This is a genomic window from Lysinibacillus sp. FSL K6-0057 (assembly GCF_038630885.1).
Classification (GTDB): domain Bacteria; phylum Bacillota; class Bacilli; order Bacillales_A; family Planococcaceae; genus Lysinibacillus; species Lysinibacillus fusiformis_F.
In genome coordinates this window covers 2158980-2172145 of the sequence record NZ_CP152047.1, presented here as the reverse complement: position 1 = coordinate 2172145, position 13166 = coordinate 2158980, and the positions used below count along the sequence as shown (strand labels likewise).

General features: G+C 38.9%; 10 protein-coding genes and 1 CRISPR repeat array. Of the genes, 2 read left to right on the top strand and 8 right to left on the bottom strand.

Translation table 11 applies throughout. The annotated features are described in order from the left end of the window. Window positions 1–18 precede the first annotated feature (18 nt). On the top strand, window positions 19–453 hold the full coding sequence (gene aac(6'), locus MHB40_RS10320) for an aminoglycoside 6'-N-acetyltransferase (RefSeq protein WP_342534506.1): 435 nt from the start codon (window positions 19–21) through the stop codon (window positions 451–453). 63 nt (window positions 454–516) lie between these two features. Here aac(6') and MHB40_RS10315 read toward each other — a convergent pair whose 3' ends face one another. Together MHB40_RS10315 and MHB40_RS10310 are read right to left on the bottom strand one after the other, a co-directional pair. Continuing rightward, a complete protein-coding gene (locus MHB40_RS10315; protein WP_205443079.1) occupies window positions 517–708 on the bottom strand; it encodes a hypothetical protein in 192 nt (63 codons plus the stop codon). A 455-nt stretch (window positions 709–1163) separates the two neighbouring features. Further along, the gene (locus MHB40_RS10310) at window positions 1164–2723 is read right to left on the bottom strand and encodes a right-handed parallel beta-helix repeat-containing protein (protein WP_342534505.1); all 1560 of its coding nucleotides are present in this window, start codon (window positions 2721–2723) and stop codon (window positions 1164–1166) included. A 108-nt stretch (window positions 2724–2831) separates the two neighbouring features. Between MHB40_RS10310 and MHB40_RS10305 the strand changes: the two genes are divergently transcribed. Next, window positions 2832–2957: a hypothetical protein gene (locus tag MHB40_RS10305; RefSeq protein WP_342534503.1), complete on the top strand. Its 126-nt coding sequence runs from the start codon at window positions 2832–2834 to the stop codon at window positions 2955–2957. Between the two features lie 175 nt (window positions 2958–3132). Beyond that, window positions 3133–7232: direct repeats of the CRISPR family, unit length 33 nt; unit sequence ATTTCAATCCACACTCTCCATGTAGAGAGTGAC. Window positions 7233–7401: 169 nt separating this feature from the next. Here the strand turns inward: MHB40_RS10305 and cas2 are convergent. Genes cas2 through cas5c form a run of 6 tightly spaced genes read right to left on the bottom strand, consistent with a single transcriptional unit; the run spans window position 7402 to window position 12857 of the window. After that, window positions 7402–7692 (bottom strand): CRISPR-associated endonuclease Cas2, encoded by a 291-nt coding sequence (gene cas2 / locus MHB40_RS10300; protein ID WP_342534502.1) that lies wholly within the window; start codon window positions 7690–7692, stop codon window positions 7402–7404. 9 nt (window positions 7693–7701) lie between these two features. Next, a complete protein-coding gene (cas1c, locus tag MHB40_RS10295; RefSeq protein WP_342534501.1) occupies window positions 7702–8733 on the bottom strand; it encodes a type I-C CRISPR-associated endonuclease Cas1c in 1032 nt (343 codons plus the stop codon). Then, window positions 8733–9383 carry a CRISPR-associated protein Cas4 gene (gene cas4, locus MHB40_RS10290; protein WP_342443723.1) on the bottom strand — a complete coding sequence of 217 codons (651 nt, stop codon included), beginning with the start codon at window positions 9381–9383 and terminating at the stop codon, window positions 8733–8735. The genes cas1c and cas4 overlap by 1 nt, the downstream gene beginning before the upstream one ends. Next, complete coding sequence (gene cas7c, locus MHB40_RS10285; protein ID WP_342443404.1) at window positions 9373–10209, bottom strand: type I-C CRISPR-associated protein Cas7/Csd2; 837 nt, start codon at window positions 10207–10209, stop codon at window positions 9373–9375. The genes cas4 and cas7c overlap by 11 nt, the downstream gene beginning before the upstream one ends. Window positions 10210–10212: 3 nt before the next feature. Next, a complete protein-coding gene (gene cas8c, locus MHB40_RS10280; RefSeq protein WP_342534500.1) occupies window positions 10213–12135 on the bottom strand; it encodes a type I-C CRISPR-associated protein Cas8c/Csd1 in 1923 nt (640 codons plus the stop codon). Further along, window positions 12132–12857, bottom strand: a complete 726-nt coding sequence (gene cas5c / locus MHB40_RS10275; protein WP_342443402.1) for a type I-C CRISPR-associated protein Cas5c — start codon at window positions 12855–12857, stop codon at window positions 12132–12134. The genes cas8c and cas5c overlap by 4 nt, the downstream gene beginning before the upstream one ends. Window positions 12858–13166: the final 309 nt, after the last annotated feature.

The following is a 13166-nucleotide window of genomic DNA, read 5'->3' as shown; positions in this document are numbered from 1 at the left end:
TACCAAGGAGGAGATTTGATGATACAGCAAGCAAAGCAACAAGACGCAAAAGCTGCAGCCACATTAGCCTTACTGCTCTGGCCCAATCATACACTAGAGGAATTTACAGCAGATATGACACAGCTACTAAAGGGTGAAAACGCAGCCATATTCCTTGCCTATGATGAGGACAAAGCAGTTGGATTTGCCCAATGCCAATTGCGAGCGGATTATGTAGAAGGCACCGACTCGAGTCCAGTCGGCTATTTAGAAGGCCTTTTCGTGATGGAGGAATACCGCCAGCAAGGCTATGCAAGACGGCTTGTGGAGCATTGTGAGCAATGGGCAAAGCATAGGGGCTGTCTAGAGTTTGCCAGTGACTGTGAATGGCACAATGAAGAAAGCCTACAAGTTCATCTTCAGCTCGGTTTTACAGAAGCCAATCGCATCATTTGCTTCACAAAAAAATTATAAAAATAGCAGACAAAAAAATCACAGGTGCTTAAAACAAAACACCTGTGATTTTTCGACATTTTTTTAATTTAGATATGTATTGTTGGAAATATTTCGTTCGCGCTCATCTATGATTAAATGGATCATTAATGCGAGTTGTTGTTCGATTCGCATATTGTTTAGATGAAAGATATCAGCAATCACATTCTTTTGCTTTTCTGCTAATTCCATTCCCTCAAGCAGTAACATAATTTCTTCTTTTGTCAGCCCAAACATCCTCATATCACCCCAATACTCTCTCTATTTATTATTTTAAAATCATTACACACATTTCATAATTAACGAATATTTATCTTATTTCATGTACCATTTTTACTAATTATAGGCTAAAACATGGAAAATAATCAATGTATTATCCACAATTATTTAATATTTTTTTTACATTAAGTAAAAACTTTATTATGTTTATTATAACTTATACAGGCATTGTATAACTTTTCCTGTGGAATATTTCAAAATATTGCAGTAATTGCAACGAGACATCTATACCATTATAAAAATATTCATGCATTTTGTCGAATTATAGAGTTTTTTTGCACAAACTAAAGAAAATTAACAGCACAAACATTTTCCTTTACCCATTTTTCACAAGAAAGAAACCTAGATATTCGCATCCATAAAAAAAGTAATTTCAAAATTGAAACTACTTGTCTTATTTGTATAATCGGCTTTTATATTATTTTTTTAATATCATGTTTCACTATTTCTATTTTCTTGTCCCCCATCACCTGCATGCCCTCAATTTGAGAAATCTTGGATGCTGTATCCTTTTGCCATGTCGCGGACTGCACATGCCCTTGCACAAATAATTGGCTGTTTTCCTGTACCACCGCTGGAGCCTTTACTGCAGCTATATCTGTATGGCGCATTTCCAATAGAGATTTATTGGACAGCGCTAAAAATGGTCTAGCTGCCTCATCCACCTTGCAATTTTCAATACGTCCCATTGATTGATCTGACCAGATCATGGCATAAGAGCTTTCTTGACCATCTTTAAAATAGCTATTAGCTACTTCAAAAATCGCATCAATGCAAGTAATCCCGTTTCCTTCCATTTGTTCAAACGTGCAATACTGTGTAAATAGACGAGCATTGTTGATATAGACATGATGGCTTTGCAGCTCTCGAATCGTTGTATGCTGCATCATGATTTTGGCATGCTCATTACCATAAATACCACCCGATTGTCCAAATTGAATAGTCGATTGATGCAGCTTTAGTCCACTAGCATCGACAATGATATGAAATTGCTGATGGTTTTGAATTTTACATTGGTTCAGCGAAACATCTGCTTCATCCACAATGGTAAGCCCTACTGCCATGCCATTTCGGACATGACATTGGTGAAGCTCCACCTTGCTATTTTCTATCAACACCTGCGCCTTGACATGACGAGAAATTTGACAATCATAGAACTTGGCGTCCGTTTTTTCTCCAAGATAAAGCCCATGACTTTGACCATCTGAAAAAATACAATCCGATATCATTAAATCACAGCGATGAACCACCATATTCGTATCGAGATGCTCTTTTATTTCACAGCCATCCATCCTAAAAGTCGTGCTATCAAATAATTGAATGCCTACCCCTTGCCCTTGATGAACCAGACAATTGGTCATCGCAATCTCACTCGACGCAGCCATCACTTGTGCCTTGTCATGCCCATGAATCTCACAATCCTCCATTGTCATCTTGACATGGCGAATCGCAAAAATACCATGCTTCTTCCCTTCCAGCAGCATACAATTCGTCAGGCTCAGCTCACAGTTTTGAGCGATAATCTGTGCCTTTACATGATGCTCAAATGTCGTGTCGACTAGAATAACACTGGAGCCATTCGCCACACGCAAACCAAAATGATTCAGCGGCGTCGCAAGCACTGCACAATTATTCATCAGCAAACTACCATAGCTCACCATGATCTGCGTCCGTATCAATTGCTCCTCAATCACACAATTCTCTAACTGTAAATCGCCTTTCACATACAGCCCCTGACCTTGCCGAAACCGTAAATTACGCATCGCGACATGTGTTTGATAGCGAATAAAAACGCCACCCTTGATCGTCACATTGCCAACCCCATACAACGTCAGCCGCTTGGCAATATCCAAGCTTTCCTCATAAATCCCATCCCGAATTTCAATCATATCCCCTGGCGCCGCCTCTTCAATCGCCTGCCCGATACTTTGATAACGATGCATAATACTCCTCTTCACCACAAGTACAGCCATTTACACACTCCTAACCAAAAAATGTTCGTACCCTATTTATATACCGAACATGCTTGTGCTTATTCAATTTTGTGTAAAATTACTGGAATATGCAGGGGTTTATTTGGAATGTTTGACGGTTTAATGAAAAAGGGATGGTTTTGGGCAATAAAAAATGAACAGCGGTTGAGGATGCTGTTCGTTTTTTCGGTGGTTGGTATGGGGGTTTTAGATTTTAATGAACTACCTTTTTAAGCATAATTTCTATGCAGATAGTGACTTGAAGTTGCTACCGTAATGTCAGCTATAAGTCCATTTCAATCCACTCTCTATACAGTGGTGAGGTTGTAGCAAGCGTTGCTATTTCAATCCATTCTCTCTATACAGAAAGAGACTTATCCAGCCGAGAAACACAGATACAGTTACTTTTATTTCAATCCACTTCTTCAATGTAGAGATTAAACTTTTCACCAAGAGAAAATCTAGACCCCATTAATTTCAATCCATACTCTCCATGTAGAGAGTGACAAGGTGTCGATATTGTAGAGGACATCAAAAAGGCATTTCAATCCACACTCTCTACATGGAGAGTGACAGTGATTTAACAGTAACCACCGCTGGAAATGATATTTCAATCCACACTCTCCATGTAGAGAGTGACTTATTCGGCAGGAACCTATAGAGTGATGGCATACATTTCAATCCACACTCTCCATGTAGAGAGTGACTTTGAGAATTTAACGGACAGTGAAGAAAATTATATTTCAATCCACACTCTCCATGTAGAGAGTGACGGAATCATTCTACACTGTGGAAGTTAAAAATGAATTTCAATCCACACTCTCCATGTAGAGAGTGACTGCTACGCAAGGTGGATATATAAAGTGCCCTGTTATTTCAATCCACACTCTCCATGTAGAGAGTGACGTATACATTTACCACGCAATCTAAAGACGACCTAATTTCAATCCACACTCTCCATGTAGAGAGTGACTAACAAATGGGGGTTTTGGATATGAAGGGAAAAAATTTCAATCCACACTCTCCATGTAGAGAGTGACGAAAATGATTGGCAAGGACAGTCTATCTTTGCTATTTCAATCCACACTCTCCATGTAGAGAGTGACGGTATTGAGACAGAGTTTCAAGCGTCATTCGAGATTTCAATCCACACTCTCCATGTAGAGAGTGACTTTAAAGGTGTTCCACCAATATTACCGAACATTGATTTCAATCCACACTCTCCATGTAGAGAGTGACAGCCATGCGATAGCGGATTGTATTTGGATGACAGTACATTTCAATCCACACTCTCCATGTAGAGAGTGACACTACTGCATTCGATGTGCCTCGACCTGTTTCGTATTTCAATCCACACTCTCCATGTAGAGAGTGACCTCGGTTTTGTGGTGTTGGGCGTTCTTTTGTTGAATTTCAATCCACACTCTCCATGTAGAGAGTGACCAGTGGGTAAAAATCACTGTCTTTATGTTTACCTATTTCAATCCACACTCTCCATGTAGAGAGTGACAACAGATACACCCTTATCCTGCCAAAACTTAAATATTTCAATCCACACTCTCCATGTAGAGAGTGACACGTACATCTAGCAAGTGAAGCAGCCCTGTCTGATTTCAATCCACACTCTCCATGTAGAGAGTGACGCCAGTTGTTTTTGCACCAAGTGGTAAACAAGTATTTCAATCCACACTCTCCATGTAGAGAGTGACCCAAAAAGTCCAAGTTAACGTTGAGATACCTCGAATTTCAATCCACACTCTCCATGTAGAGAGTGACAGCTTGAATCGGCTCATATGGTCCCTCATCATCTATTTCAATCCACACTCTCCATGTAGAGAGTGACAAGAATCCCACTTGCTTGTAATTCCTTTACGATATTTCAATCCACACTCTCCATGTAGAGAGTGACTGGTGTTGAAGGTGCACAATACGATTACAATTATATTTCAATCCACACTCTCCATGTAGAGAGTGACTTCATGCTGTAGGTAGCTCTCTTTTTTTGTATATTTCAATCCACACTCTCCATGTAGAGAGTGACCATAATCCCATTATAACACCATATCGCTATTTGAATTTCAATCCACACTCTCCATGTAGAGAGTGACTGCATGGCAGATTTATGGGGGGGTCTAAGTAATATTTCAATCCACACTCTCCATGTAGAGAGTGACCTTGAGTCTGTAGGCGTTAAATTTGCCAATAAAATTTCAATCCACACTCTCCATGTAGAGAGTGACACAAACGAATCTATTACAGGAGGAATTATTTATGATTTCAATCCACACTCTCCATGTAGAGAGTGACATGGCCGATTATTCGAGCAATTGAAACGGCATTATTTCAATCCACACTCTCCATGTAGAGAGTGACAGTCTTCCACATTTACATACGCTTCACCACTATTAATTTCAATCCACACTCTCCATGTAGAGAGTGACTATTAAAATCATTGTGGGCAGGATCGTCTTATATTTCAATCCACACTCTCCATGTAGAGAGTGACTTTGCTCCAGGCGTGCTAATCGCTCAACCTCATATTTCAATCCACACTCTCCATGTAGAGAGTGACGTTATCGATTATTTAAGCGATATGTTTTTACAGTATTTCAATCCACACTCTCCATGTAGAGAGTGACTACTGGTTGGGCAAACAGTTCGCAAGCCATGCCTATTTCAATCCACACTCTCCATGTAGAGAGTGACAAAGAGTTGCTATGACGCGCATGGCCAAGCCAAATTTCAATCCACACTCTCCATGTAGAGAGTGACTTCCGCAAAAAATACAGACAGACCAAAATATCAAATTTCAATCCACACTCTCCATGTAGAGAGTGACCACTTGCTTCATTTCTTTTATCTTTTGTTTATCACATTTCAATCCACACTCTCCATGTAGAGAGTGACAATTTTCGTATCGCACTTTTGTTTCAGATACCTATTTCAATCCACACTCTCCATGTAGAGAGTGACTGATTATCGCAATTTAACAGACGTTGTTGGCCGAATTTCAATCCACACTCTCCATGTAGAGAGTGACAACAACGTGAATTTGACCAATTACAAACGGAACTTATTTCAATCCACACTCTCCATGTAGAGAGTGACCGTTTTGGCAACAATTTCTAACGCTTGCTGTTCTGTATTTCAATCCACACTCTCCATGTAGAGAGTGACAGGTAAGAGATGTCAATTACATTGGAAATGGCATTTCAATCCACACTCTCCATGTAGAGAGTGACAGCCAACAAACCACCTTATCTACTCTAAATATCCATTTCAATCCACACTCTCCATGTAGAGAGTGACAGCCAACAAACCACCTTATCTACTCTAAATATCCATTTCAATCCACACTCTCCATGTAGAGAGTGACAGCATGAGTGCCTCGTTCTTCCAAACAAGCGAAAATTTCAATCCACACTCTCCATGTAGAGAGTGACCGAATTTCGCAATTTGAGACAGTTTAGACTTCAAATTTCAATCCACACTCTCCATGTAGAGAGTGACTATACCCGTAAGCGTTAACGCCCTGTTTTAACGGATTTCAATCCACACTCTCCATGTAGAGAGTGACCAATCGGCCTATCAATATATCGTCGAGGACTTATTTCAATCCACACTCTCCATGTAGAGAGTGACCCGATTTCGGGAAATTAACCACAATCGGATAAACATTTCAATCCACACTCTCCATGTAGAGAGTGACATTCCTGAATACCACTGGGCGTGCTGAATGTAAAATTTCAATCCACACTCTCCATGTAGAGAGTGACGAGTAGACACATAAGTTAAAGGCTTTAGATAACCTATTTCAATCCACACTCTCCATGTAGAGAGTGACGCCGCCCACGTTGTGATTTAGTTTGTAGTAGCTTTATTTCAATCCACACTCTCCATGTAGAGAGTGACTATTACGAAATCACCGTCACCTTTGAGGATTTTTATTTCAATCCACACTCTCCATGTAGAGAGTGACATGTGTACACAAAAACCCCTTGGTATATATTACATTTCAATCCACACTCTCCATGTAGAGAGTGACAAAAATCTGCTATCAACAAGTGACAACAGACCATATTTCAATCCACACTCTCCATGTAGAGAGTGACTGCGGCGCTAGTGTAAAGTCTATAATCCGCGAGGATTTCAATCCACACTCTCCATGTAGAGAGTGACCAGTAATCTTAGATCCCATGTCATAATCCTGAATTTCAATCCACACTCTCCATGTAGAGAGTGACGGCACTTGTCCAGTCAACAGGTGCCGCACTAGCATTTCAATCCACACTCTCCATGTAGAGAGTGACGGCACTTGTCCAGTCAACAGGTGCCGCACTAGCATTTCAATCCACACTCTCCATGTAGAGAGTGACGGACTGCGATAAATGCGGTGCTAGTGTTAAGTCCATTTCAATCCACACTCTCCATGTAGAGAGTGACACTTCACCTGCAAGCTCACGATCCAAACAAATAATTTCAATCCACACTCTCCATGTAGAGAGTGACTGCAAAATTATACTAATAGAGATCAATTTCAATATAATTTTACCAATTCATTTATTTTTATCTTTACTTTTTACCCAATTCCTTAAATTTTCCCATTGAAATCTTAGCAAAATTCGGTGCGGATCTCTTAGGGATTTTATGTTTGCTTTGCATCCGCACCGAATGTTGTTTATAAAATTATCGTATCTTCTACATTGAATGTTTCTTTAGCACCAACGTGGATGACTTTGGATTTATAGTTGTTGCCTAGTTGGTAAAACCTCAAACTATCCTCTTTTTCATCAATACTATCGTGAAGAGCAAGTTGAAGTTGTTTAAATTGCGTAGCGTCGACTACACATTCAAAAACAGAATTTTGGACACGTATCCCATAATTTTCACAGATTTTCGCTACTTTTCGTAGTCGCTTTTGACCAGCAGCCGTTTTCGTGACTACATCATATGTGACTAATACTAGCATATTAAAACCTCACTTCCATAAAAATGGTGGGTATTCTTCTAAATCACCTCGTAGATGTCGAGCAAGTAGGATTGCTTGAGCATGTGGTACAAGGCCCCAATTTATTTTTTCATTTAAGTAGGGGTGTGTTAAACTTTCTTGCTTTCGTTCTTGCCAAGCTTTAATGAATTTTTTGCGACCTTCATCGGTTAACAAGACAGCACCATTTTCTTTTTCCACAAAATCGATCGGCTGCATAATTTTCTTATTGATAAGTTTTAGCACAAAGCGATCTGCCATAACACCGCGTAATTCCTCCATCGCATCAAGGGCAAGTGAAGCACGCCCTGGACGATCACGATGTAAATACCCTACATATGCATCTAATCCTACCGCTTCTAAAGCTGCAGCTACATCTGAAGCAAGTAATGTATAGGCTAGTGATAACAAAGCATTAACATGGTCAGTTGGAGGGCGTCGGTTACGATTTTTAAAGACAAACGTCTCTTTTTGTTGTAATATCATTTGATCAAAAAGCTTAAAGTAAGCTGTCGCGGCTTGTCCTTCCAGTCCACGTAATCTCTCTAAATCCTCTGTCTGCAATACTACCTTCATCGTGGCAGTTAAATCAGTAGAAACCTGTTTAAAAACAGGAACATCTAAACGTAGTGGATAATCACGCGCCATACGCTCTAATATCCATTTTTGATTAGATATTTTAGCAAAAATAAAATTACGAGCAATTTTAGCACTTTCCAGTTCACTTTCTGACAAACGATATTGTGTTTTACGTAGGATTACATTCCCTTTGCTTTCTCCAACAATTCGAGCTAAAAATTTTCCAGACCGCGATAAAAAAGTTAAATTAATATTCCGTTCTGCACACGCATGCATTAATTTCGGACTTGCTCCTGCATATCCAAATGTACAGATAGCTTCAAAATTGTGTAAAGGAAATCTCCCTAATTGCTGTTCTTCCTGGGTAATGACCACATTTTCTCCTTTTAAAGATAGATAAATATCAGGGGTTGTAATAAATAGCGTATTTAATAATTTCCGCATTATAAATACCTCTCCATATAACGACGAACTGTCGTTGACTTCATTAGCTCTGGTAGACATAAATCCTGTAGCGAGCAACTTAAACAATGTTTACCTGTTTTAACTTTTGGTGTATGTTTTCTCTCAAAATAGCGATGCATGTCTTTAAACATCGACCTTACATCTTCCTTCATCTCATTCGTAATTTCTACTTTTACACGACGCTTTATTTCATCGTAAAATAAATAGGCAAAGGGTATCTCACAAATTAACATTTCCTCTAGACAAATAACTTGTGCCACCAGTTGGACAATATCTTCCTGTCCTTTCTTTTGTTTGCCACGCTTATATTCAATAGGTATTGGCAAGTAACAGCCATCCTCACCCTGGATAGGTACCCCATTTGGATGTTCAAGAAATTCCACCACATCACATATGCCATTTGTTTTTAAAGAATGCGAGCGAATAGGCATCGCTCGCACAATTAATTTATTTCCACGTTTCTCACGCAAAAAGGGTTGATCTGCTTTTTCATGTACATGTTGACCCTCAATTGTCAAAACATTTTCAGCCCACTGCTGTTCAATGTGAATCAGCGCCCATTGTCTTGGACAAAATTGAAAATGTTGAATACCTGACAGCATCAAATAGTCAACATCATCATTTGCCATCCAGCTCATTCACTTCTAACCCTTCTAAAGTTTCTACAGAAATTGTTAAATCATTTAATGAATGCCCTTCTACATGTAATGAGCGATGAACTTTGGCAGATGAGTATTGGCCAAGCTTAGAATTATGCTCCCACCAAATCACCTTATGTACTTCCAATGACCCCTCTGGTCGAGCGGAAGAGGCATCATTTTCAAATAATGTAATCAGAACTTCTTTTAATTTTTCAGCATCTGTATTCGAAAAGCCTGTTTTTTCTGCTAATTGTGGATTAATGCTACCAAAAAATTTATAAATGCCAAAGTCTACACGGTGCTTCATTCCCATAGTATCAGAGCCTTTTTTATCACCAGTCACCGAGTTAACACTTTTCGTAATCTGAATACTGGTAATATCAATTGGTGCAAGACTTATTGCTGGATGGATGGAGACAGGTCCACGCACACCAACAGAGAGAGAATCACCTTTAAAAGCGAAAACTTGTCCAAATGCCCTTACGTCAAACCATGTTTGACTTGCAATCGTAGCATACACATCAGCATTTCCTTTTTTGTCTGCCTTAATTTTTTTCAACTCTGGAATGGCATCTGCACGATCATTTAAACTTTTAAAACCATCGTTATTACGATCATCGGATTGGACAAATATAGACTCTCCTAAATCTTGAAGCCGATTGCGCAATTTTCTCTTTATACATACATCTGATACTTCACCGTAGCCATCATAATTTTGACGTGGTCGATTCCCATTTAGTGGATCTCCGTTAGGGTTAGCATTTTGTACTGAAAACACTACTGCAAAATCAATTTTATGATCTAATGTTGTCATAGATTATTCCTCCTCATTCTTCTCTTTTTTCGAATACAATGCCTGTCGTTGACTATAGTAACCAAGTAAATATTTACCAGTAAGTGGTGTATCAGTGAAGTCTTGAATCTCCATTTGAGCGCCAATTTCATCAATAAGCTTTGTATAATAAATGCCTTTTTCTCTTAGTTTCATTTGGTAGGGCTGTAGGTTGCGCTGAATTGTAGCCCATGTTCTTGCGGGGTGTCGAGAGAATGCATTCATGTAACGTAAAGCATTTGTTGGTCGATTTTCTTCTTTACCTAATGCATTACGCTCTAACACATCTGCAACTGCAAGTAAGCGACCAAATAAATAATCACGATCCGAATTTGTCGTATTAAGTACCACTGTGTAAACCTCCTTATCTTTGTCATAGTAATGTTTTTTCACAACGGAACAGGCGACACCAAGTGCTTGCTCCCACTCCCATGATTGATCATAAAACTGTGGATTTGAAGCTCTAACTATGGCACTCCGTACAATATCCATCGGAATTTTCCGCCCATCCAACACACATGGCAACATCCGCTCCATAACTCCTTTGACGACCTTATCACTTGGTCTTGGTCCATATGCAGCATGTGCAATCGTATAAAAAGAAGGTGCTCCAAAGTATCGTACCCACTCTTCATTCTTTTTCCTTGTATGTTGCCAACTACAATCCTCATGCCATTTTAATAGCCTAGTAAAATAGTCTTTGATATCTAAATCTCGATAATAAAGGACTGCTAAACGTCCAGGCGTTGCTGCATCTAGCGTTAAAATATAGACTTTTTCATCCTCATATTCTTGGATATTCATGTTCTTTTTTATACCACTAATGATTTGACTATGCTGGTCTGCCAGTATTTTTTTAGAATCTTCACTTTGGATAAGCATTGTATCACGTTGCTCTAACAAAAAATTTAGACCTTGAAAAACGTCACTCGATAAATCATTCGAGACCTCTGGCATATCTGGATTTTTTGATCCCCAAACAAGGAAGATACGACCGTCTACTTGCTTACCTTGTCGTTCAATCAACCATTTCAAGGCATTATGTGCTTTCTGCGAGACTTCATAGCTAATATTAGCCGCTTCAAAGCTATTCTTAAATCGTCCACGATAAGTAAAACCTGTGCTATCATTTGCTGAAATTAACTTTGCTTTATCCCCTGAATTTCTCAATTTGTTAGGATGGCGAACAGTAAAAGGCTTGTATTCACCTGTCACATAGCATAGGTCGTTATCTTGTAGTTTCGTTTGATAAAAACGGCTATATGCATCATGAACTTCCTTATTTCGCCAAACAGCTTCTGTGAATTTCCCAGGCACATGTACTGTAAAACGAACAAAAGCACTTTCTTGAGCACCTGCTAACATTTGAAATATCGGCGGTTTATCTCCATCTTGCTTTGTATCCCATTTTGAACGCAATAACCCAGATTCTGTGATATGTAGTATCGAGCGTTCCACAAGATCTTGAATAATTGTCCCTTTTTTTACATATTCATAAATGGCTTGTACATGCGGATGACTATAAGGGGATGTACACCATTCACCAAGCTGCTCTAAATAGAATAAATGGGCATCACGCTTATCCTCTTCTTGAGTGTACGTGACATAATCACCTGCAACATACATCAACTTATCTTGCAACATATGCGATACATAGTTTTTCCCCGAACGACTACCAGAACTCTCCGTAAACGGTAAGATTGTATTAATTTTTTCAATGACCTGAGCATCGTATAATGTCCCATCTAAGGTAATCACCATTTCAATATGTGCCGTTTGCGTTGTGTGAGAAATGGGCAGTAATGTATATTCTATTTCTTTCTTGTCTTTCGTTTCTTTTGTAAAAACCTCTCCCGCCTGTGCTTCATGTTCCTCATATGTTTTATACAAAGCACGTAAATAACTCATTCATTCACCTCCAGTTCCGCGTATTCTTCCCCCACCGCTGTCATTGTTTCACCTAATTTAAATGGTTTTGCTTGCATTTCTTTGATTGGACGAACAAGCGAACACTCTTCTGGGCGAATGAACGTAATATAGCCCTTTATCATTCGAGGTTGCCAAAGTCTTGTTTCTAGCAAATTACGTCCTGTTTCATCAGGATAATTTAAACCATGCACCATCATACCGAAATGTACTTCATCATAGTCATCATAATACCCTTCTCCAGTTCCGTATTCACATGGCTCGACATATGCCTGACATTCCCTTGTTCCTAAAAAGACATCACGGCGACCACCCTTATCGACACAGCGTTTGGCAATGTTATGATGTTTATATTCATTGAAATCCTGTTGTAAATCTGAACGATTAGTATTGAATTCAAAATGTGCCCTTACTTGATAACGTACATCACGCAAATAGCTGTAATTCGCCAGTGTATTACCTCCAGCCATATCAATAGGACGTACACCCTTTGATTCCATACGTATCGCATTCATGACACGGATTTCATCGATATACCAAATAATGGACGGCTTCCAGTAAACAGATTCAACGATTCCCTTTAGCGATTGATAGCTAGGAATTTGTGTCGTCATTTTCTCACCACCAAGCTTCATGAGTGGATCTGTAAACAATGCATAAGCTCCATAAACCTCAAACTCTATTTGATTACGTATTTTTGTCATGTTATCACCTCCTTAAAATCATTAAAAAATATTAGAAGAATTATCTTAAAGATTTTAAGTGAGGTCTACTATAGGGAGAAAGAAGGAATAGTAGATCTCTCACCCAAAATTTTAGATAATTCAGAATTATATAACTACATTATCTCTATTTCACCAATTATTGTCAATAAAATTATTTGTGAGTTACATTATATAACTTTAAATAAATATAATATATGAACAAAATTAATTTAAAACCAATATGCTATTATTATAATGTCACTTCAGCGTGGAGTGTGGATTGAAAAATATATTATATGATTTATGTTT